Annotated in this window: 19 protein-coding genes; 3 read left to right on the forward strand and 16 right to left on the reverse strand. The window is 59.5% G+C overall.

Features of this window, described 5'->3' with window-relative positions:
- The first annotated feature begins 107 nt into the window (after positions 1–107).
- Together WX88_RS10960 and WX88_RS10965 are read left to right on the forward strand one after the other, a co-directional pair.
- Complete coding sequence (locus tag WX88_RS10960; RefSeq protein WP_046244407.1) at positions 108–3134, forward strand: AsmA family protein; 3027 nt, start codon at positions 108–110, stop codon at positions 3132–3134.
- A gap of 126 nt (positions 3135–3260) precedes the next feature.
- A complete protein-coding gene (locus WX88_RS10965; RefSeq protein WP_052732577.1) occupies positions 3261–4100 on the forward strand; it encodes a DUF4382 domain-containing protein in 840 nt (279 codons plus the stop codon).
- A gap of 178 nt (positions 4101–4278) precedes the next feature.
- Here the strand turns inward: WX88_RS10965 and WX88_RS10970 are convergent, their stop codons facing one another.
- The 16 genes from WX88_RS10970 to fumC form a co-directional block, all read right to left on the reverse strand.
- A complete protein-coding gene (locus WX88_RS10970) occupies positions 4279–5718 on the reverse strand; it encodes an efflux transporter outer membrane subunit (RefSeq protein WP_046244408.1) in 1440 nt (479 codons plus the stop codon).
- Between the two features lie 196 nt (positions 5719–5914).
- A complete protein-coding gene (locus tag WX88_RS10975) occupies positions 5915–9076 on the reverse strand; it encodes an efflux RND transporter permease subunit (protein ID WP_046244409.1) in 3162 nt (1053 codons plus the stop codon).
- A 135-nt stretch (positions 9077–9211) separates the two neighbouring features.
- Positions 9212–10369: an efflux RND transporter periplasmic adaptor subunit gene (locus WX88_RS10980; RefSeq protein WP_046244474.1), complete on the reverse strand. Its 1158-nt coding sequence runs from the start codon at positions 10367–10369 to the stop codon at positions 9212–9214.
- 35 nt (positions 10370–10404) lie between these two features.
- A complete protein-coding gene (locus WX88_RS10985) occupies positions 10405–10674 on the reverse strand; it encodes a hypothetical protein (RefSeq protein ID WP_046244410.1) in 270 nt (89 codons plus the stop codon).
- 206 nt (positions 10675–10880) lie between these two features.
- The gene (locus tag WX88_RS10990; RefSeq protein ID WP_046244411.1) at positions 10881–11396 is read right to left on the reverse strand and encodes a gluconokinase; all 516 of its coding nucleotides are present in this window, start codon (positions 11394–11396) and stop codon (positions 10881–10883) included.
- 127 nt (positions 11397–11523) lie between these two features.
- Positions 11524–12894 (reverse strand): sensor histidine kinase, encoded by a 1371-nt coding sequence (locus WX88_RS10995; RefSeq protein WP_046244412.1) that lies wholly within the window; start codon positions 12892–12894, stop codon positions 11524–11526.
- Between the two features lie 148 nt (positions 12895–13042).
- Complete coding sequence (locus tag WX88_RS11000; protein ID WP_046244413.1) at positions 13043–13720, reverse strand: response regulator transcription factor; 678 nt, start codon at positions 13718–13720, stop codon at positions 13043–13045.
- A 187-nt stretch (positions 13721–13907) separates the two neighbouring features.
- Positions 13908–14405 carry a DinB family protein gene (locus WX88_RS11005; protein ID WP_046244414.1) on the reverse strand — a complete coding sequence of 166 codons (498 nt, stop codon included), beginning with the start codon at positions 14403–14405 and terminating at the stop codon, positions 13908–13910.
- A gap of 95 nt (positions 14406–14500) precedes the next feature.
- The gene (locus WX88_RS29435; RefSeq protein ID WP_052732578.1) at positions 14501–14959 is read right to left on the reverse strand and encodes a DUF6970 domain-containing protein; all 459 of its coding nucleotides are present in this window, start codon (positions 14957–14959) and stop codon (positions 14501–14503) included.
- Between the two features lie 201 nt (positions 14960–15160).
- Positions 15161–15574: a diacylglycerol kinase family protein gene (locus WX88_RS11015; RefSeq protein ID WP_231590674.1), complete on the reverse strand. Its 414-nt coding sequence runs from the start codon at positions 15572–15574 to the stop codon at positions 15161–15163.
- Positions 15567–16160, reverse strand: coding sequence for a GNAT family N-acetyltransferase (locus tag WX88_RS11020; protein WP_046244415.1), 594 nt, complete (start codon positions 16158–16160; stop codon positions 15567–15569). Before WX88_RS11020 ends, WX88_RS11015 begins: the two co-directional genes overlap by 8 nt.
- 78 nt (positions 16161–16238) lie before the next feature.
- Positions 16239–16712: a DUF1569 domain-containing protein gene (locus tag WX88_RS11025; RefSeq protein ID WP_046244416.1), complete on the reverse strand. Its 474-nt coding sequence runs from the start codon at positions 16710–16712 to the stop codon at positions 16239–16241.
- A 69-nt stretch (positions 16713–16781) separates the two neighbouring features.
- A complete protein-coding gene (locus WX88_RS11030; protein ID WP_052732589.1) occupies positions 16782–17177 on the reverse strand; it encodes a DUF2147 domain-containing protein in 396 nt (131 codons plus the stop codon).
- A gap of 113 nt (positions 17178–17290) precedes the next feature.
- On the reverse strand, positions 17291–18106 hold the full coding sequence (locus WX88_RS11035) for an SDR family oxidoreductase (RefSeq protein WP_046244418.1): 816 nt from the start codon (positions 18104–18106) through the stop codon (positions 17291–17293).
- A complete protein-coding gene (locus WX88_RS11040; RefSeq protein ID WP_046244419.1) occupies positions 18103–18753 on the reverse strand; it encodes a TetR/AcrR family transcriptional regulator in 651 nt (216 codons plus the stop codon). Before WX88_RS11040 ends, WX88_RS11035 begins: the two co-directional genes overlap by 4 nt.
- A gap of 176 nt (positions 18754–18929) precedes the next feature.
- Complete coding sequence (gene fumC, locus WX88_RS11045; RefSeq protein WP_046244420.1) at positions 18930–20330, reverse strand: class II fumarate hydratase; 1401 nt, start codon at positions 20328–20330, stop codon at positions 18930–18932.
- A 190-nt stretch (positions 20331–20520) separates the two neighbouring features.
- Here fumC and WX88_RS28735 point away from each other — a divergent pair, with 190 nt between their 5' ends.
- Positions 20521–20901, forward strand: coding sequence for a dodecin family protein (locus WX88_RS28735; protein WP_072052989.1), 381 nt, complete (start codon positions 20521–20523; stop codon positions 20899–20901).
- The last annotated feature ends 161 nt before the right edge of the window (positions 20902–21062 follow it).

Here is a 21062-nt window from a genome sequence, read left to right on the forward strand (position 1 = left end):
TAAAATGCGGCTTATTTTAATATGGTTTTACCGGCGCTGGGTCCAATAATTGGGGCACTGTCGTGGTTTTACCTTTGTTGAGGTTCATTCATTGATAATACTTAATTATGCGAAAGATTCTGTTGGGCTTTTTGGTCTTGGTGGTGGTAGTGTTGCTGGCGGTCGTGGCGGCACCTTTTCTATTTAAAGACAAGCTGCGCGCATTGGCTGATAAGCAGATAGCTCAGCGTGTGCGGGCCAAGGTGCAATATGACCCGGCCAATATTGACGTGAGTGTACTACACTCCTTCCCCGATTTAACGCTGAACATTCGCGACCTGCGCGTGATTGGCCTCGACTCATTCAGCCGCGATACGTTGGCTTACCTACCCAGTCTGCGTGTGGGCCTGGATATCATGACTGTAATTAAAGGCCAGGCAATTAAGATTAACAATGTAGAACTGGAGCAGCCCGACTTGAGCTTGCGTCGGCTAAAAAGCGGCTTGGCTAACTGGGACGTGATGATTTCGGACTCGGCCGCCGCGGCTAAGGGCCAGGACACAACGCAGGTGAGTCTGGCCGTTAAGGGCTGGAAAATGACCGATGCGCACCTGCGCTACGAGGACCTGACGCTGCCTTTCGCAATGCAGGCCCGCGGCGTGGACCACAGCGGCAGCGGCGACTTCGCAAGCAATGTGTTTGACATGACCTCGAAAACCACGGCAGCCGACCTCGACATGACGTACGGCGGCGTGGCCTACGTGACCGATAAGCAACTCGATGCCGACGTGACGATAAATATGGACCTGAACAAAAACCTTTACACGTTCCGGGACAACAAGATTAAGCTCAACGACTTTCCGCTCAGCTTCGCCGGAGCCATCGGGCTGCCCAATGCCAGTGACATTACCTACGACATCACTTTCAAAGCGCTGGAAACGGACTTTAAGACTTTGCTGAGTCTGGTGCCGGGCGTTTTTACCGAGAAGTTCAAGAACATTGAAACCAGCGGCAAGGTAGCGTTCGACGGCTATTACAAGGGCACGCAGGATGCTCAGCACATGCCAGGCTACGGTGTGAACCTAGTGGTGACCAATGGCCAGTTTCACTACCCCGAACTGCCCCAAGCGGCTAAAAACATCAACCTGAAAATGCAGGTGGATAATCCTTCGGGCAATACCAACAACGTGAAAGTGAACGTCCCGCAGTTTCATCTGGACCTGGGGCCGAACCCCGTGGACGGCAATATTGCAATTGAGGGGCTGGAGCCGATGAAGGTGGATGGCCGTGTGAAAGCCAATGTGAACCTGGCGGAGGCACTGAAAGTGTATCCGGTGAAAGACCTCGCCATGCGCGGGCAATTATTTGTGGACGGCACGGCCAAGGGCATCTATTCGAAGACGCAGATGCCGGTGGTGAATGCCGCCCTGCGACTGACTAATGGCTACGTGAAATCGGCCCAATTTCCGGCGCCGATCGAGAATATTAATTTGAACGGTACGTTGGTGAACACGACCGGCCAGGTAAACGACACACAAATCAACCTGCCGCAATTCCGGATGGTGCTGGAGGGCGAGCCGTTGGAAGGTCGCCTCACGGCCCACAACATCGACAAGCCTGTGTTTGACACCAACGTGCGTGGCACCGTGGATTTGACGAAAATCACCAAGATTTTCCCCTTGCAGGGCATGACTGTGACCGGGCGCGTGGGCGGCGATATTGCCGCCAAAGGCAATATGGCTGACGTAGAAGCTGGCCGCTACCAAAACGTGGTGGCCAGCGGTACTGTGAAAGCCACCAACGTAACCTACAAGAGCAAGGACTTACCGCAAGGGGTGAAAATCAGCAACGCTACGGCCACCTTCAACAACAACCAGATTGTGGTGCAGAGCCTGAATGGCACGGCGGGCAGTTCCGACTTCGCGGCCTCGGGCACGGTGAGCAACTACCTGGGCTACCTCTTCACGCCGGGCCAGTCGTTGAAGGGCAGCATGACAGTGAACTCGCGCAACTTCAACGTGAATGAATGGATGGTGGACGAGGTGTCGGCCAAGCCAACGGCAACTAGCGGCAAGGCGCCGGCCAAGGCCAATGGCGTGCTGCAGATTCCGAAATACTTTGATTTGGCACTGAATAGCCACGTCGATAATGTAACTTATGACAACCTGAAGCTCACGAATGCCAAAGGCATCGTGACGGTGCGTGACCAAACGGCCACGCTCAAAAATATGACCTTCAACACGCTGGGCGGCAGCTTTGGCACCACCGGCAGCTACAGCAGCAAGGACCTGGCGCATCCTAAGTTTGACTTTGGGCTGAACATCAAGAACCTGAATTTTCAACAGGCTTTTTCGGCGTTCAACACCGTTAAGACGCTGGTGCCGATGGCGAGCCAGGTAGAGGGCGTGTTCGGGACTACCTTCAACGTGAGCGGCGAAATGGGCCCGGATATGCTGCCCAACTTAGCCACCCTGAGTGGCAAGGGCGTGTTCAACGTGGTGCGAGCCGCAATTAATCAGTCGGAGGTGATGACTAAAATTGCCAGCCTGACCACGCTGCCCGAGCTAAAAACTATCCTCGTAGTGGATAAGAAAATCAATGCCAACATTGTGAATGGCAACTTGGTAGTGCAGCCATTCGACCTGACCGTGGGCGACGTAAAAATGACCCTTGGCGGCTCAAACAGTCTGGCCGGGGCGCTGGCCTACGTCACGGCCCTGAACGTGCCCACCGGCAAGCTGGGCAGCGAATTCAACAGCAAGCTCACCCAACTAACGGGCGTGAAGGACATTGCTGGCACCGACCGGGTGACGCTGGGCTTGAACATTGGCGGCACCGTGAGCAGCCCCAGCGTGAAGCTGACCAGCGGCAGCGTGAAAGACCAAGGTAAAGCCATGGTGACGAACGTGGCCAAGACGAAAGCGCTGGACTTGCTTGGCGTGAAACCGCGCACCATCTCGAAGGAAGACAGCATCCGGCGCGCCGGCCTCTCGTCGGCCGAGGCAGCTGCTCAGGCCGAAAAGGACAAGAAGCAGGCCCGCATCGATGCCGAAAACAAGGCGAAAGAGCAAGTAGCCAAAGGCCTCAACAGCCTCTTTGGCAAGCCTAAACCAAAGCCCAAGCCAGTTGAGCCAGTCGACACGACTAAAAAATAAGCTCAACTATAGCACTCTATTAACTCTGGCAGTATTATTGGTGTGCGGCCCGGCAACTCGACAGTAGGCCGGGCTGTTTCACGACTTACTTATTCAATCAATCTTATCCACCAATTCAGCGTTCACATGAAAATTACTCGACTATTACCTCTCGCTTGCATCGCTCTTTTAGGGCTTGCGGGCTGCTCTAAAGACAAAGAAAATACCGATTCGGCCAAGCTGGAAGTACGCTTGATAGACGCGCCCGGCGATTTTAGTCAGGTGGTGCTGGACGTGCGCCAGGTGGAAGTGCACCTGAAGAACGAGGGCGCCCCGGATGGCTGGAAAACACTGGGCTTCAGTCCTCAGGCCATCAATGTGCTCGACTACGTGAATGGACGCTCGGCCCTGCTGGTCAGCGAAGATTTCGCTCCTGGCGACCTCAAAGAAATTCGTCTCATCCTCGGCCCCAACAGCTATGTGGGGGGCCGCGACGGCCAGCGCTACGACCTCAAAACCCCCAGCGGCCAAACTTCGGGCATAAAGCTCAAGCTCGACAAAGCCACCGTGCGAGCCCGCGAAACGTTCCAGCTGCTGCTCGACTTCGATGTGGCTAAGTCCATCGTAGAGCGCGGCAACTGGAAACCCGGCAATGATAAAAAGGAACGGTACCTGCTCAAGCCTGTGATTCGGGTGGTGGCCCAGGACTTGCGCGGCGGCCTGCGTGGCACAGTGAATCCAGTCGCGGCCCGTCCCCAGATTCTGGCTATTCGGTCCAGCGTACTCGGCCCGGATACGGTAAGCACTTCAGCTGATGCGTCGGGAGCTTTCCAGTTGGGGGGCCTGCCTGCCGGCACGTATCAGGTGCAATTTTTCCCGAGTACTACAGCGCCAGTTGGCCAGCCGGCTTACCGCAATGTGGTTCGTACGGGCGTAGTTATAGTGAATGACCAAGTGACCGACCTTGGCACGACCTCGCTGAATTAAGCTCCCGCATTTAAGGTGATAGTAAAAAGCCCCGATCTGCAACGGTTGGGGCTTTTGGCTTATTTATCAAGGCGCTATGCTGAGCGCGGCCGAAGCTTCTTGCATGCAGCACTAATTTAATTGCTCAACGAAGCGAGACGCGTTGGCTCCGCCTGGCATGATGTGCGAAAAAGCTTTTCTACTGCCAGCCGCCACCCAGGGCCCGGTACAGGTTCACGCTTTGCAGCAGTAGGGCCTGGCGCGCCTCCGCGAGGCTCAGTTCGGCTTCGAGCACGCTACGCTGAGCGGTAATGACTTCCAGATACGATGCGTAGCCGGCCACGAATAGGTCGTTGGAGGTGGCGACGGCACTAGTGAGCTGCTCCACTTCCCGGGCGCGCAGATTGACTACGGACTGGAAGTTTTCGAGGCCCTGCAGGCCCACCACCACTTCGCGGAAGCCGGTTTGCAGTGCTTGCTGGTAGCGGTAGTAGCCTTCGTAGTTCCTGGCTACAGCCTCGCGGAAATCGGCCCGGTACTGGGCGCGGTTGAGGATGGGGCCAGTGAGGCCCGCCACGGCACCATACACCACCGAGCCGGGGTCGAGCAGCAGGTTGGCCCGGAAGGCGTTGAGGCCCACGTAGGGCGTGAGAGTGAGGCTGGGCAGGAAGGCGGCGCGGGCGGCATCCACGTCGGCACGAGTGGCTTGCAGCTCCAGCTCAGCCTGACGCACGTCGGGGCGGCGGAGCAGGGCGGTGGCAGGCAGGCCGGCCGAGAGCTTGGTGGGCAGGCCCGACTGCTTGGGCAGCGCTGGCCCGCGCCGGATGGGCTGGGAGTAGCGCCCCAGCAGCTGGTTGAGTTGGGTTTCGGTTTCGATGATGCGCTGGCGGGTTTCGTAGGCCAAGCTCTCGGTGCGCAGGGCCTGAGCGGCGAACTGCTGCACGGCCAGTTGGGTGACGCGGCCAGCCTCCTTCTGCACCTTGATGAGGCGCAGGCCCTCTTGCTGGAAGCGGGCGTTGCGTTGCAAAATAACTAGTTGGTTATCCAGCGTAAGGAGTTCGTAATAGGCGCGGGCCACGTCGGCCACTAGATTGGTCACCACCAGGTTGCGGCCCTGCTCCGAGCCCAGCACGCGCAGGTATGCCGCCTTGCGGCGGCTGCGCAGTTTGCCCCAGACGTCGATTTCCCAGGAGCTGCGCAGGCCCACGAACAGGTCGGGCGTGAGGCTGGTGGGCACCCGCTGGTCGTTGTTGATATTCTGCGACAGGTTGGTGTCGTAGTTGCCCACGCCGGTCATGGTGTAGCGGCCGTAGCGGTCGAGCGCGCCAGTACCCGTGGCCGAAACGGTGGGGAACAGCGCGCCGCGCCGGGCTAGGTACTGCGCCTGAAATACTTCCACCCGTTGCATGGCCACCCGCAAATCCAGGTTCTGGCGCAGGGCCGTATCGATGAGGCCTGCCAGCGCCGGATCCTGGAAAAACTGCCGCCACGGCGTCGCGCCCACACTGAGAGTATCGGTGGCAGTGGTGGTCGGGTTGAAGGCTTTGGGAGTGGCTGGACTGGCAGCGGGGCCGTCGGGCGCAGCTACGCGGCAGCCGGCGGCGAGGGTTAGGATAAGAGCGGCGGTTAGGAAGCGCATGGTCGTTCTGGCGTCAACCTCACCCCCTGACCCCCTCTCCAAAAAAGAGGGGCACCGGTTTGGTGGCTGACGGAGCATTTTTACTGTTGTTGATTTTGCCAAGTGCCGCTATTCTGCGGAAGAGGCTACTATTTCTTCGTCCGGTGCCCCCTCTTTTTTGGAGAGGGGGTCAGGGGGTGAGGTTGACGTGGGGCCGTCAATGCGCCACCAGTTCCGCCTTTTCTGGCTCCACGACTGCCGCATCGGCCTCCAGGTTCTTCGGTTTCTCGAAGCTGGCGAACAGCACGTACAGGCCCGGAATCAGTACCATGCCGAAAATGGTGCCGATGAGCATGCCGCCCGCCGCCGCCGTGCCGATGGAGCGGTTGCCCAGGGCGCCCGCGCCGCTGGCGATTACCAGCGGAATCAGGCCCGCAATGAAGGCGAAGGAGGTCATCAGAATGGGGCGGAGGCGGGACACGGCCCCTTGCACGGCAGCTTCCAGCACGGTGGCCCCGGCGCGGCGGCGCTGCTCGGCAAACTCGATGACGAGGATGGCGTTTTTGCCCAGCAGGCCGATGAGCATCACCAGCGCCACTTGGGCGTAGATGTTGTTTTCCAAACCCAACAGCTTGAGACTGACGAAAGCCCCGAACACGCCAGTGGGCAAGCTCAGCAGCACCGGCAGCGGCAGCAGCAGGCTCTCGTATTGGGCGGCCAGCAGCAGGTACACGAAAATGAGCACGATGCCGAAGACGTAGAGGGCCTGGTCGCCGCTCAGGATTTGCTCGCGGGTCATGCCGCTCCACTCGTAGGCGAAACCGCGCGGCAGCGCCTTGGACGCTACTTTCTCGATGGCCGCGATGGCGTCGCCGGAGCTGTGGCCGGCGGCGGCGTCGCCATTAATCATAGCCGAGGTGTACATGTTGTAGCGCGTGAGCTGGTCGGGGCCGAACACGCGCTCCAGCTTCACGAAGGTGGAGAAGGGTACCATCTCGCCGCGGTTGTTTTTCACGTGCAGGGCCAGCAGGTCGTCGGGGCGGCTGCGGTATTCGGGGCTGGCTTGCACCATCACCTTATACATCTGGCCGAAGCGGATGAAGTTGGAGGCATAGTAGCTGCCCAGCAGCGTTTGCAGGGTGCTCATGGCGCGGTCCACGGTCACGCCTTTTTTGGCGGCCATATCCTGGTCGACGTGGATGAGGTACTGCGGAAAGTTGGGGTCGAAGCCGGTGAAAGCGCCGTTGATGGCCGGCTCCTTTTGCAGCGCTGCCAGAAAGGTTTTCGATACCTGAGCCGTCTTCTGCAAGTCGCCGCTGCCCGACTTGTCCAGCAAGCGGAACTCAAAGCCGCTGCTGTTGCCGAAGCCCGGCACCGTGGGCGGCGGCAGAAACTGAATTTCGGCATCGGCAATGCCCTTGGTCTTATCTTCCAGCTCCTTAATGAACTCGGCTACCGACTGCTCCCGCTCGTCCCAGGCTTTGAGGTTAATCATGCCCATGCCATAGCTTGAGCCCGCCACCTCGTTCACGAGGCTATAGCCTGCCAGGGTCGAAACCGATTCTACCGGCTTGAGCTTCTGCGCAATGCGCTGCACCTGGGCCAGCACGGCTTCGGTGCGCTCCACGGTGGCCCCGGCGGGCGTGGTCACGTTGATGTACACCATGCCTTGGTCCTCGGTTGGAATGAAGCCAGACGGCAGAATCCGGCTGATGCCCCAGGTAGCCCCGAAGAACAGCAGCAGGCCCGCCAGCGTCACCACCCGGCGGCCGGCAATGCCGGTCAGCAGGCCCTGGTAGCCGCCGGCCAGCTTCTCATACTTGTTGTTGAAGCCCTTGAAAAACCGGCCCAGCAAGCCCGTGCGCTCGCCCTCGTGCTGCTTGAGCATGAGGGCGCACAGAGCCGGCGTCAGCGTCACGGCATTCACGCCCGAAATGACGATGGCAATGGCCAGCGTGAGCGAAAACTGTCGGTAGAACACGCCCACCGGCCCATCCATAAACGACACCGGAATAAACACCGCCGACATTACCAAGGTAATGGCAATCAGCGAGCTGCTGATTTCGTGCATGGCTTCATAAGTGGCGCTGCGGGCGTCCATGTGCTTCTCCTCCATCTTGGCGTGCACGGCTTCTACCACCACAATGGCGTTATCGACTACGATGCCAATGGCCAGCACCAACGCGAAGAGGGTGAGTAGGTTGATGGAAAAGCCCAGCATTTGCATGAAAGCCAGCGTGCCGATGAGGGCCACCGGCACCGCCAGCGCCGGAATCAGCGTTGAGCGCCAGTCCTGCAAAAACAGGTACACGATGATGAATACCAGCACGAAAGCTTCCACCAGCGTACGCAGCACCTCGTGAATACTGGCGTCCAGAAACCGCGACACATCGTAGGCGATGCTATACTTCATGCCGGGCGGGAAGCTGGTTTTTTGCAGCTCGGCCATGCGAGTTTTCACGTTGGCAATCACCTCACTGGCGTTAGAGCCGGGCCGCTGCTTTAGCATGATGGCCGCCGAGGGCTGCCCGTCGTTCTTCGACGACATGCCATAGGTGAGCGTGCCAAATTCGACGTCGGCCACCGCCTTCAGGCGCAGCACCGAGCCGTCGGGGTTCGAGCGGATGACGATGTTACGATACTGCTCGGGCTCGAAAAACTTGCCCGTATAGCGCAGCACGTACTGCAGTTGCTGGGCCTTGCCGCCCGAGCTTTCACCCGATTTGCCAGGCGCCGCCTCCACGTTCTGGGCCCGAATGGCCTCCACGATTTCGTCGGTGCCCACATCGTAAGCCGCCATCCGGTCGGGCTTCAGCCACACCCGCATCGAGTACTCCCGCGAGCCCATGATTTCGGCAAAGCCCACGCCATTGATGCGCTTGAGCTCCTGCAACACGTTGATGTCAGCGAAGTTGTAAATGAACTGTTCGCCCGCCGACTTGTCATCGCTCGTGATGTTGAGGTACAGCAGCATGGAATTCACCTCCTTCTCCGTCGTCACCCCAGCCTTGATAACCTCCTCCGGCAGCTCGTCAATCACCGTCGTCACGCGGTTTTGCACGCCCACGGCGGCCAGGTCCGGGTCGGTACCCACCTCGAAGAATATCGTGATGAGCGTCACGCCGTTGTTGGAGCTTACCGAGTTCATGTAGGTCATACCCGGCACGCCGTTGATGGCGCGTTCCAGCGGCGTGGCCACGGCCTTAGCGCACACCTCGGCGTTGGCCCCGGTGTACTTGGCCGTTACGGTCACGGACGGCGGCACGATGTCGGGAAACTGTGTGATGGGCAGCGTGAACAGCGCCAGGGTCCCCAGCAGCACCAGGAGGACGGAAATCACCAGCGAGAGAATCGGCCGGCGGATAAAGATGTCGAACATGAGCAGTAGCGTGGACTCTGCGAGTCCGCGGTTAAGCGAATGGAAGGGGATGCCTTAATTTAGCTAAAGGTTGATATAGAGTGCTCTGTAGGACTTTCTTGCGGGTGCGGACTCGCAGCATCCACGCTACGGGTGTTACTGTGCCGCCACGGCTGCCGTATCCAGCAGCACGGTTTTGGGGTTTATTTTTTGCTGGTCGTGTAGCTCTGGGGCGCCTTCGTATACCACCCGCTCGCCGGGTTTCAAGCCCTCTTTCACCACGTAGAAATCGCCGAGCCGCGTGTAAGGATTAAAGCTGCGGGTGTGCGTCACGCCCGCCTGGTCCACCACGTACACAAAGTTTTTATCCTGAATCTCGAACACCGCTTTTTGTGGTAGCAGCAGGGCCGAAGGTAACTGGTCGGTCAGGCGCACCTTGCCCGAAGCGCCGTGCTTGAGCAGGCGGTCGGGGTTGGGGAAGCGAGCCCGTAGGGAAATGGAGCCGGTGTTGGGGTTAAACTCGCTTTCAGCCGTTTCGATGTGGCCTACCAGCGGATATAACTCGCCATTAGCCAGCGTGAGGCGCACTGAATCGGAGTGCCGCTCCGGGTGCTCGCGCCGGGCCTTGGTGTAGTTCATGTAGCTGCCCTCGGCCACGTCGAAGTAGGCGAACACCGAACTCAAGTCCGAGACGGTGGTGAGCAGCGTGCCTTCTTCCACCACGCTCCCCACCTTGAGGGGAATGCGGTTAATTACCCCATCAAAAGGGGCGCGCACCAGCGTGTAGCTCAAGCTGAGGCGAGCGGCTGCTTCGCCGGCGCGGGCATCGGCCACGCGGGCATCGGCCTCCCGAATCTTGCTGGCCATGAGCTTCAGCTCCGATTTGGCGATGACGTTTTTATCGACCAGCAGACGCACTCGCTCGCTCTCCACGCGCACGGCAGCGGCCTGGGCCTGGGCACTGGCCACAGCAGCCTGGGCCTGGCTCAGCTTGTTGCGGTAGGCGTTGGCATTCAGCCGAAACAGCGGTTGGCCTTTCTTCACAGGCTTGCCCTCGTCCACGTAGATGTGTTCGAGGAAGCCTGCCACCTGGGCCCGCACTTCCACGTTGCGCACGGCCTGCACGTCGGCCACGTAGTCGCGGTGCAAGGACTGGCTGGAGGTTTTCAGCGTGACCACCGGCACTTCGGGTGGGGCTTCGGCGGTATCTTTTTCGGCCTTAGCCGAACAGCCGCTGATGCCAGCCGCCAGCAAACCGGCCGCGGCGGTCAGCGCAAAAGAGTGAAAGAAGGAGTGGCGCAAAAAGGGGGGCATGAGGATGAAAATGAGCAAGCAAAAGCCACAGCCCGCTAGTGGGCCGTGGCGGTAGTCGTGGGCACAGCAGATGGCGGTTCGGCATGGAGAGCCAGCAGGCTGTCTTGCTGCTGGTGCAAAGCCTGGCAGCGGGCCAGTAGCCGTTGCGTCAGACGGAGGTCGGCTTCGGCTTCCTGAAGGTCTTCATAGTCGGCGGCTAGTGCGGGCTGGTTATATAACAGGAAACCATTGATAACCAAGGATAACGCCAGGGCCCCTGCCAAAAGCAGAACCAGGAAATTAAGGGGCCGGTGTTTGTTAGGCATTGTCGTTTGCGGTAGTGGCAACTGCCCGCAAAGGACCTCCGGCGACATTAAAACGGTATGAGAATCGTATTAGAATACATGAAAACGGCGCTGAGAAGGTACTGGCCGCTGTAGAGACGCGACCCTTCGCGTCTCGGCGCCCGCGCCGCATAGGAGGCGTCATGCAATGGTAATCGTTCAACGCCGAGACGCGAAGGGTTGCGTCTCTACACTGTCGGCTTGGTTCCCACCGCCGGGTCTTGCTCCAAAGCCACCACAACCTGGTCCACCAATTCATCCGGCGTATTTTCAATGGAAAGCTGCAACGCGTAGGTCGGTTTCTCCAGCGCCGCCAACTGCGAATCGAGCATGTCGGAGTGCATGTAGTGACCTTTGCGGGCGCCCAGGCGTTCGAGCAACAGCTCCTTGGAGCCGTCGAGGAAAACCCAGTGCAAAGGCCTCTGCGACTGGCTTTGCAGCGTGTCGCGGTACTTTTCTTTCAGCGCCGAGCAGGCCAGCACGGCCCCGCCGGCTTGCTCCCATTCGCGTAGCTTGGTAGCCAAGGTTGCCAGCCAATCGTGCCGGTCGGCGTCCGTCAGGGGTATGCCGTGGGCCATTTTGTCAATATTGGCCTTGGAATGAAAGTTGTCGGCATCATAAAAGGGCAGGTTGAGCTTTCTGGCGAGCTTCTCACCAACCGTCGTTTTGCCGCCGCCCGAAACCCCCATGACAATGAAACCCATACCTGCTTGTTTTTTAGAAAATGCTGCCCTGAAGACAATGCTTCGCTAAAAATGTTAACCAGCCGGCACTGTCAGTGGCTAAGGCTTAACGAAATGTTGAGTTTAACGGTCATGCAAAAGCCCGTGCTTATGCAGCTGGCAGCCACACCGTGGCCGTAGTGCCTTGGCCCACTGCCGAGGCCAGTTCCAGCCGGCCGCCGTGGCGCTGCACGATGCGCTGGGTGAGCGGCAGCCCCAGCCCGTAACCCGGACGCCCCACTGCGCCCGCCGCCCGATACAGCGGCTCGTAGATGCGACTCAGCTCCTCGGGGCTGAGGCCGGGGCCGGCATCCAGCACGCGCACGCGCAGGGTGGTGGGGCCTTCGTACCCTAGCTCCGCTTGCACCGGGCCCGCTGAGTACTTCCCGGCATTATCCAGTAAATTCAGTAGAGAGGTGGTGAGCAGTTCGGCATTGCCAGCCACCATAAAAACGTCGGTTTCGGCCTCCTCCGGCAACTCCCCAAACGCGAGGCGGAAGTCCCGGCCCACAAACTTGGCGCGGGCAAAGCTCAGCGCCTGATTCAGGCACTCATCGAGGCGCACGGGCTCAAACTCCGGTAAGCTGCCATCCACTTTGGCCAACGACAGCAGGCTGCTGGTAAGCGCATTTAGGTGGCGCGAAGCTTCCAGCGCCTGCGTCATGCTCTGGCGGGCTTCGGCTAGGGAAGTATCGTAGGTTAAGGCCGTTTCCAGGGTGCCGGTGAGGGTGGTCAGCGGCGTGCGCAGCTCGTGTGAGGCGTGGGCCAGAAAGCTTTTCTGCGCCTCAAAGGCTTGCTCCAGTCCGGTGAGCATGTTGTTGAAAACGTGAGCCAGCTGAGCCAGTTCATCGCGCCCGTTGCCTTCCGAAAGCCGCCGGCCCAGGTTGGTGGCCGAAATGCGCCCCGCCTGCCGGCTGATGCGCGCCATCGGCTTCAGCGCCGAGCCCGCAAAATACCAGCCGGCCAAAATGGTGAGAGCCAGCGCGCCCACATTGCCCACCAGCAGCAATAAACCCAGCTGGTGCAGCCGGACCCAGCCGGACACGTCCTCCGCCGATACGAAAATATGGTACGGTTCGCCCTCGTGCACGTACACCATGCCCAAGGCCTCACGCCCTCCCGTACCCGTGAAGGTCACGAATCTGCTCGCTTGCAAAGCAGCCAAGTGCGTCCGGTTGGGTTCCTGGTCAATATCATCGGCACTGCTGAAGCGTAGGGTCCCATCGGGCCCGTAAATGCTGATTTGCTCATCCGGCAGGGTCAGGAGGTCGCCCCGGCGCAGGCTGCCGAGCTGTCCGGTTTCGAGCTTGCCGGTGCGCACCAGCAGCCGCGAGGCCAGGGCGGCGCTGGTTTCCAACCGGTGCGAGAAGCGTTGCGCCCGTGTGCTGGCATTGAAATAATAGATAAACGCCGAAAAGCTGACCTGGATAGCCAGCACCAGCAGCGTAAAGCGGAGCATCAGCTTATTGCGAATCAGCATATTGGCGCTTGGTGTTCGGTGCTTGGTTAGCCCGTCATGCCGAGCGGAGCGGAGGCATCTCGCGTGCAGCAGTAATCAATGCCGTTGCAATGAAGCGGTAGAGATGCTTCGACAGGCTCAGCATGACGGGCTAACCAAGCACCAAATATTACCCTTCCCGCATCACATACCCCATGCCCACGACTGTATGAATGAGTTTAGGCGAAAAATCCCGGTCCAGCTTCTTGCGCAAGTAGCTCACGTACACGTCAATCACATTCGTCGTGGTGTCGAAATCCAGGTCCCAAACCCGCTCGGCAATATCCACGCGGGACACTACCCGGCCTTGGTTGCGCAACAGGTGCTCCAGCAATGAGTATTCGCGGGTGGTTAGGTCGATGCGCCGGCCGGCGCGGGTCACGGTTTTAGCGTCGAGGTCGAGTACGAGGTCGGCCATGCGCAGCTCCCGGCGCTGGCCGGTGGCAGCGGCGTAGCGGTGGGTAAGGGCGCGGGTCCGCATCAGCAACTCGCGGAATTCGAAGGGTTTTACCAGGTAATCGTCGGCTCCGGCGGCGAAGCCAGCCTCTTTGTCGTCGAGGCTATCGAGGGCGGTGAGCAATAAGATGGGCACGAGCCGGCTATTGGTCCGAATGCGTTGGCACAGTTCCACGCCGTTGATGTAAGGCAGGTTGATGTCCAGAATAACGAGGTCGTGGGGTTGTTGCTCGTAGAGCGACCAGCCCGTGCGGCCGTCGTAGGCCACGGTCACGTCGTAGCCTTCGTGCTCAAATCCTTTTTTTATGAATGAGGCGAGCGGCGGCTCATCTTCGACCAGTAGAATTTTCATAAGCGTACTACATTTCTCCTGGCTATACGGCAATGCCTAAAACCAGAACAGGCAGCCCAAAGCTACTCGCCGGGCTGCCTGCAGGTGTAGAGACGCGCCCCCCCGCGTCTCGGCATTGAACGATAAGCGTTGAATGCGCCGAACAAGAGACGCGAGGAGGCGCGTCTCTACGGTGTGCTGGCCAACCTTACAGCTGTGGCTGCACCTGCCCGCTTTGCTCGCGGCAGTAGGTGATGAAGTCGGAGTTGACGGGCTCCAGGCCGCCTTCGCGCATTTTGATAGCTACTTGGCCACGGTGGTAGCTGGCGTGCATCACGGCGTGGGTCAGGATGTCGCTCACCTGCGAGTCGAAGGCGTCGCCCTGCGAGTTGGTGTACTGGATGCGGCGGGTTAGCTCCGCCTCGTCGTGCTGCGCCCGGGCGCAGAGGTCGGCCAGGCGCTGGGAGGTTTGCTCGTGCCAGTGGTGCAGGCCGGCCAGGTCATGCTCCTGCCACACCTTCAGGGGGCTTTGGGTGCCGCTGAGGCGGGCAATCCAGATGGCCTGGGCGTTGATAACGTGGCTGAAAATGCGCAGGGCTGGTTGAGGAGCTTCTTTGCCGGCCGCCACCGACGAATCGAGACGGCGCAGCAGGGTTTCATTGGCCCAGACGTTGAAAGCGCCGAGCTTGGCAATGGTGTCAATCATCTTGTTAATTATCAGTGGTGTATTGTGAGGTATGAGTAACGAGTTCCGACCACGACTTGCCAACGGGGCACTTCATCATTCATAACTTATAAGTCTTATCTTGGGTCTTGCCAGACCAGTTTCTCATTGGTTTTGTTTTTGTCGAAGTCCGGGCAGCGGCCGTCGCCCTTGCCGGTAAGGCCGCCATCGGGATGGCAAAGCAGCCGCCCTTTGGTATCGAACAGATTGGAAAATTGGTCACAGCACGGCAACGTTTCAAAATAAACCGTCTGCCCACCGTAGTCATAGCGGTAGATACGGGCAATGGGGTTGCCCTTGCGCTCGGCCAGGATGGCCGCAATGCGGGCTTTCAGCCACGGCGGGCGGGCCGTGGTGTCAGAGTCGGCTACGCGGGCGGGCACGGGGTCCACGGTGTTGGCGCTGGTGGGGGCCGGCGTGGCGGCCCCGCTCACCTGTCCGTTTTCGGGCGGCGTGGTGGGAGTGGTCACGCTGACCTGCTGGTGGGCGCAGGCCGTGCTGAGCAATACAAAAGCGGCGAGAATCAGCTTGGTCATTTAACAATTAATAGTTAGCAGTTAACAAGCAGGCGGCGCCATGCTTCGGCTTTGCTTACGCCGGGCTTAGTCGCTGAGTTGGTTTTCGCCTCTCTTTCATTGATTTCCTTGGTAGCCGAGTTTCTTGTAGCCGTTCTGTTCAGTGGCTAGTTGCTCTGTGATTAGCAGTCTGGTTATCAGTTTCCTATTGAATGATAGATGTCAATTGGTAGATGAAATGAAGTGCGGCCCAAAAACCAGCGCGCCCACTACCAGCGCGCCCAGGGCCGCCAGCAGCACGGCGCCAGCAGCCACATCCTTGGCCTTGCCCGCCAGCGGATGATAGGTCGGTGAGGCCAGGTCCGTGAGCGCCTCAATGGCGGTGTTCACCAGCTCGGCCGTCCATACTCCTGCCACGGCCAGGGCCACCAGCGCCCATTCCAGGCGGGTGATGCGGTAGTAAAACCCCAGCCCGATAACCACAACCGTGGCCGCCGCGTGGAAGCGCAGATGCACTTCCGAGCGCAATGCTGCCCAGACCCCGCGCACGGCGTGGCCGAAGCTGGCCACGCGCCGCTGCCACAGCCCGCTGGCCGGCTGCAGCTCTTCGGGAGCTGGTGGCACGGGCTCAGCCACGGACTTCGTAATCCTGAAAAACCGACTGGCGCAGCTCCGACCATTCGGGCTTGATAATGCTGAAAATGACCGTGTCGCGGCGGATGCCGCCCTGGGTGAGGCGGTGGCTGCGCAAGGTGCCTTCCTCGGTGGCTCCCATGCGAGCCATGGCCGTGCGCGACTTGTGGTTGCGTGCGTCCGTCTCCAGTTCTACCCGCTCGCAGCCCAGCTGACCGAATGCGTGGCTGAGCAGCAAGTGCTTAGCTGCCCGGTTGAGGCCGGTGCGCTGAAACGCACTCCCCACCCAGGTATAACCGATGCTGAGGCGCTGCTCGGCCTCGTTCACTTGGTAGTAGCTGGTGCTGCCGGCCACCTGGCCGGTTGGCCGGTCGATGATGGCAAACGGGTAGCGCAGGCCTTGCCCGCGGGCTTCGAGAGCCTGGCGGAGGTAGGCGGCAAGGCTCACCGCATCGTCGGCGCGGGTGAGGGTGAATTGCCACAGCGCGGGCTCGAAGGCGACGGCCTTGAGGGCTTCAAAGTCAGTGACATCCAGCGGGCGCAGGCGGACGCGGCTGTTTTCGAGAACGACGGGCGTGGAGAAATCCATGCGGAACAAATCAGTAGTTAGCCCGCAAAGATGCTGGTAAAAAAGAAAAGGTGCCCACCGGTTTTCGGTGGGCACCTTTTACGCTCCAAATTGCCGCAAGTGGTGGTCGAGGTGCAGGTAGATGAAGCGGCCGTACTGGGTGCGGTTCAGGGGGCCGTAACCGGGGTGCGGGCTCAGGGGCTGGTCGGCGGGGTGCTGCCGGAAGTCGGCCAGCGCGGCCAGCAGCAGGCGTTTATCGTGCGCCAGGTTCACGGGCTTCGTGCCCAGGCCCCGATTGCCCTGGCGCATGTCGGTAGGGGTGGCCAGGTTGCGCAGGGGAATGCGCGGCAGGGCCAGCGCAATATGAATGGCAATGTTCCGGTTGAACCAGGAAGCGGTTTCCGTAGCTGGCTTTTGCGCCAGCGCCAGGCGAATCTGGTCGGTGCAGTGGCAGAGCATCTGGTCAGCGCTCATGCGGCCCCATACGCGCTGGCTGCGCTCGTCGATGCGCCCGATTCGGTCAACGACGGTCCGGTATATCCCGTCGGCCAGGATGGTTGCTGTAGTAGACATGCGTAATGCTGTTCTTTTTCGACGTTGCTGGCGCCGGCCGCCCAAGCCGGCGCTGGGGCAAGCACACCGTTAAATCTTTTGCCAAACGGTTTCCCGGCCAAACAGCGACACGCCCACGTAGCCCCGAATGTTGAGGCGATTCCCGTCTAGCTTCATGCGGCACGAATAGGTTTTGCCTTCCTCCGGGTCATAAATGGTACCATCTTCCCACACGCCATCTGCAAAGGTAAAGTCCTTAAGAATGACCATGTCTTTGAACGGCTTGCCATTTTTAGCCAGCCGGCTGGTTTGTCCGTTGGCCTCGTACATGCGGGCGCCCCAAAAAAGCTTGCCGTAATACTTACCGTTGTCGGCTTTGTAAATGTCAATTTTCGCGTCCTTCTTTTCTGAAAGCCATTTGCCAACAATAGCATCAGCCGACTGCGCGAAAGCTTGCGCCGAAGCAAAAAGAAGGATTGCCAGCAATAAAAGGGGTTTGGTTACTTGCGTTTTCACTTTTAAAAGGAGGTGTGGAGTTAGAGTGTATGTGAAAAAAGGGGCTTGGAAAGCGCTGTGAGTGATTGGTTTAATGCATTGATCTACAATCCATAGCTGGACTTTACCACTTTGCGAAATACGCCGTCGGAGGTGAGGCGGCGCAGGGGCAGCAGCATGGTGGCCGGGTAGGCCACGGGGTAGCGCAGTTTGGTCGAGTCGTCGGTGGCAGCCCGGAGAATGGTATCGGCCACGACTTCGGGACCCACGGCTTTGGCTCCGGCATCCTGGCTCACTTTTTCGACTTTCTGGACGAAGGCGCCGTAGGCCGGGCGCAGGTCGTCGCGCATGATGAACTCGCGGGACCGGTCGTAGAAGTCAGTTTTAATGGCGCCCGGCTCCACAATCTTCACCCGGATGCCGTGCGGCTCCAGCTCGTACTGCAGGCTTTCGGAGAAGCCTTCCACGGCCCATTTCGTGGCGTGGTAGATGCTGTAGAGCGGAAACGTGATGCGCCCACCCATTGAGGCAATCTGAATGATGGTGCCGCGGCCCTGCTGGCGGAAGAGCGGTATCACGGCCCGAGTGCAGCGCATCAGCCCCAGCACGTTGGTGTTGAACTGGCGCTCAATGACCTCGTCACTCATGGCTTCAAACACGCCATCGACGCCGTAGCCGGCATTGTTGACCAGCGCATCCAGCCCGCCGAAATCGCGCAGCACGTCAGCCACGGCCTGGCTGATGGAAGTAGGGTTGGTGACGTCCAGCGCGTATAGCCGCACGTTCGGCAGCTGTTTCAGCTCCGTTTCCTTGGCGAGGTTACGCATGGTGGCGGCCACCTGCCAGCCCCGCTGGGCAAATAGGCGGGCCGCGGCCTTGCCAATGCCAGAACTGGCACCGGTAATGAGAACAGTTTTCATCGGGGAGGTGAATAAGTTGGTAAATGGTGCAGGTGGGGTGCTGCGATGCTGGCCAGAATCAGGTTGGTCAGGAGCAGCGTATCGGCCTCAGTGGCGCTGAAATTCGGCAGGGCAAGCGTCTGCCGGACAGTGCGCTGCCGCACGGCTTCGTGTTTGAGGGCATCGGCGGTGCTGAGGAGTAGCCGGGCCAGCTGCCGGGGCTCGGGCAGCGTGCTAGCGGGGGCCGCCGGGAATAGCGGCGTGAGTAGCTCGGCCAGGAAGGCCACCTCCCGCTCCAGCACGTCAGCGTAAAGCTGGTCGAAGCGTGGCTCCAAGGCCTGGAGTACTGCCAAGGGAATCTGGTGCTGGTGGAGCACCAGGCGGTAATAGTGGAGGCGCTCGATGATGTAGTAGCGCACTTGTTCGGCCGGGGTAGCCAGGTGGCGTACCCGCTCGACCAGCGACACCATGAAGGTGTTGCTCTCGTGCAGCACCACGGCGATAAACAGCTCGTCCTTGCCAGTGAAGTAGTAATACAGCGAGGCTTTATTGAGCTGGGCCGCACGGCCAATGTCGTCCAAGGTGGTTTTGGCGTAGCCATAACGGGCAAAGCACGCGGCCGAAGCCGTGAGAATAGCAGTGCGCCGGTCGATACGTTTAGCCATCATTCGGGATTGATGGGACAAAGGTAAATAAAATTTTCAAACTTATAAACAGAATGTTTGAAAATTGGAACCGAATAAAAAAAGCCCCGACAGTGAGCCGGGGCTTGATAGGTACCTAGAAATGACTAGTTTGTGAAAAGGATTTTATCCTAAAACTTTTGATTGTCAGGCAAACAAGTTTACTTAATGTCACCTACCATCTCTTCCGGCTTCAGCCACTCGTCAAACTCAGCTTCGGTTAGGTAGCCGAGTTGGAGGGCTGTTTCTTTGAGCGTGGAGCCGTTTTTGTGAGCGGTTTGGGCAATTTCGGCGGCTTTGTAGTAACCGATATGCGGATTGAGAGCCGTGACCAGCATCAGGCTGCTGTCGACGTGCTTCTGGATGTTGGCTTTGAGGGGTTCGATGCCGACGGCGCACTTGTCGGTGAACGACTGGCAGACGTCGCCGATGAGACGGGCCGAGTGCAGGAAGTTGTAAATCATGACCGGCTTGAACACGTTTAGCTCGAAGTGACCCAGCGAGCCGCCCACGGTGATGGCCACGTCGTTGCCCATTACCTGGGCCGCCACCATGGTCATGGCTTCGGCCTGGGTGGGGTTCACCTTGCCGGGCATGATGCTGGAGCCGGGCTCATTGTCGGGAATGTGGATTTCGCCGATACCGGCGCGTGGGCCCGAGCTGAGCATGCGGATGTCGTTGGCGATTTTCATCAGGCTCACGGCTACCGTTTTCAGGGCGCCGTGGGCTTCCACGATGGCGTCGTGGGCGGCGAGGGCTTCAAACTTGTTTTCGGCCGTGATGAAGGGCAGGCCGGTAAGCTCGGCAATGTACCGGGCCACGTTTTCCGAGTAGTTGGGCGGCGTGTTGATGCCCGTGCCCACGGCTGTGCCGCCGAGGGCCAGCTCGCTCAGGTGGGCCAGCGTATTGTTGATGGCGCGCAGGCCGTGGTCGAGCTGCGACACATAGCCCGAAAACTCCTGGCCCAGCGTGAGCGGCGTGGCATCCATGAAGTGGGTACGGCCGATTTTCACGATGTTCTTAAATTCTTCCGACTTCTTTTTCAGGGTGTCGCGCAGCCGCTCGATGCCGGGAATGGTAGTTTCTACCAGGATTTTGTAGGCCGCGATGTGCATGGCCGTCGGAAAGGTGTCGTTGCTGCTCTGGCTCTTATTCACGTCGTCGTTGGGAGCCAGGGCCTTTTTCTCGTCGCTGAGCTGGCCGCCTTGCAGCACGTGGCCGCGGTAGGCAATCACCTCATTCACATTCATGTTGCTCTGGGTGCCCGAGCCGGTTTGCCACACTACCAGTGGGAAGGAGTCGGCGAGCTTGCCAGCCAGGATTTCGTCGCACACCTGGCCAATCAGCTCGGCTTTTTCGGCCGGCAGCACGCCGGCGTCGCGGTTGGTGAGGGCGGCGGCTTTTTTCAGGTAGGCGAAGGCCGCGATGATTTCCTTGGGCATCTTGTTGATGTCCTGGGCAATGGGGAAGTTCTCGATGGAACGCTGTGTTTGAGCGCCCCAGTACGCGGTAGCAGGCACCTGCACGGTGCCCATGGTGTCCTTTTCGGTGCGGAAATCCATTTAATTAATGTACTGATTGGTGGATGGGTCGATGGGCGGGTTGAGGCCGGAACGGTGCGCAAAAGTAAGGCACCGCCGAACGGCGGCTTTTATCGTAACCGAATTAGCCACCGAATGACTTCCCGCGTACATAACCACGGCAACCGCCGCCCAGTACAAGCTGCTGTATCTCCATAATCAACCCCGTCAAATGTCGTCTATCAAACAAGTTATTGAAATCCTGGCCTCGTCGGAAAAAAGCTTCGAAGATGCCCTGCAGCGCGCCGTGGAGAGGCTGAGTTCTTCAGTGCCCAATATTTCCTCCATCTACATCAAGGACCAGAGCTGCAAGGTGCGCGACAACCGCATTGTGGAGTATCGCATCACGGCCAAGGTCAGCTTCGACACGCCGGTGGAGGAGTTTGATATGACGGACATCGAGCGCACTTTCGACGAAGCTCCCGTTTCGGGCGGCAACGGCGCCCCCGACTACAGCCACCTCAACCTGCACACCGAGCCCGACCTGCCGCGCGAAGTGGAGCCCGGCGGCAGCGCCACCGAGCCCGAAAGCGGAGGCGGCTACAGCGGCTAGCGGCTTCCCGTTCTTCTGGTTTATGGCCCGGCGCCGCGCTGCTCCACCCACGAGCGGCGCGGCGCTTCTGCGGTTGCGGCTTGCTGGAAGAACCACCACAAGATTGAATGAAAATTTATGTCCGGAAGTAGCTGATGGGCGCTACCTTGTGCGGACTCAAC

This window comes from Hymenobacter terrenus (assembly GCF_000972495.1).
Classification (GTDB): domain Bacteria; phylum Bacteroidota; class Bacteroidia; order Cytophagales; family Hymenobacteraceae; genus Hymenobacter; species Hymenobacter terrenus.

Bases quoted from the DNA above. Each gene is read 5' to 3' on its own strand.
- WX88_RS11020 (WP_046244415.1), bottom strand. From the start codon at position 16,160: ATGGATTTCTCCACGCCCGTCGTTCTCGAAAACAGCCGCGTCCGCCTG.
- WX88_RS10980 (WP_046244474.1), bottom strand. From the start codon at position 10,369: ATGCCCCCCTTTTTGCGCCACTCCTTCTTTCACTCTTTTGCGCTGACC.
- WX88_RS10965 (WP_052732577.1), top strand. From the start codon at position 3,261: ATGAAAATTACTCGACTATTACCTCTCGCTTGCATCGCTCTTTTAGGG.
- WX88_RS28735 (WP_072052989.1), top strand. From the start codon at position 20,521: ATGTCGTCTATCAAACAAGTTATTGAAATCCTGGCCTCGTCGGAAAAA.
- WX88_RS10990 (WP_046244411.1), bottom strand. From the start codon at position 11,396: ATGGGTTTCATTGTCATGGGGGTTTCGGGCGGCGGCAAAACGACGGTT.
- WX88_RS10995 (WP_046244412.1), bottom strand. From the start codon at position 12,894: ATGCTGATTCGCAATAAGCTGATGCTCCGCTTTACGCTGCTGGTGCTG.
- WX88_RS10960 (WP_046244407.1), top strand. From the start codon at position 108: ATGCGAAAGATTCTGTTGGGCTTTTTGGTCTTGGTGGTGGTAGTGTTG.
- WX88_RS11040 (WP_046244419.1), bottom strand. From the start codon at position 18,753: ATGATGGCTAAACGTATCGACCGGCGCACTGCTATTCTCACGGCTTCG.
- WX88_RS11005 (WP_046244414.1), bottom strand. From the start codon at position 14,405: ATGATTGACACCATTGCCAAGCTCGGCGCTTTCAACGTCTGGGCCAAT.
- WX88_RS10985 (WP_046244410.1), bottom strand. From the start codon at position 10,674: ATGCCTAACAAACACCGGCCCCTTAATTTCCTGGTTCTGCTTTTGGCA.
- fumC (WP_046244420.1), bottom strand. From the start codon at position 20,330: ATGGATTTCCGCACCGAAAAGGACACCATGGGCACCGTGCAGGTGCCT.
- WX88_RS29435 (WP_052732578.1), bottom strand. From the start codon at position 14,959: ATGACCAAGCTGATTCTCGCCGCTTTTGTATTGCTCAGCACGGCCTGC.
- WX88_RS10975 (WP_046244409.1), bottom strand. From the start codon at position 9,076: ATGTTCGACATCTTTATCCGCCGGCCGATTCTCTCGCTGGTGATTTCC.
- WX88_RS11025 (WP_046244416.1), bottom strand. From the start codon at position 16,712: ATGTCTACTACAGCAACCATCCTGGCCGACGGGATATACCGGACCGTC.
- WX88_RS11000 (WP_046244413.1), bottom strand. From the start codon at position 13,720: ATGAAAATTCTACTGGTCGAAGATGAGCCGCCGCTCGCCTCATTCATA.
- WX88_RS10970 (WP_046244408.1), bottom strand. From the start codon at position 5,718: ATGCGCTTCCTAACCGCCGCTCTTATCCTAACCCTCGCCGCCGGCTGC.
- WX88_RS11035 (WP_046244418.1), bottom strand. From the start codon at position 18,106: ATGAAAACTGTTCTCATTACCGGTGCCAGTTCTGGCATTGGCAAGGCC.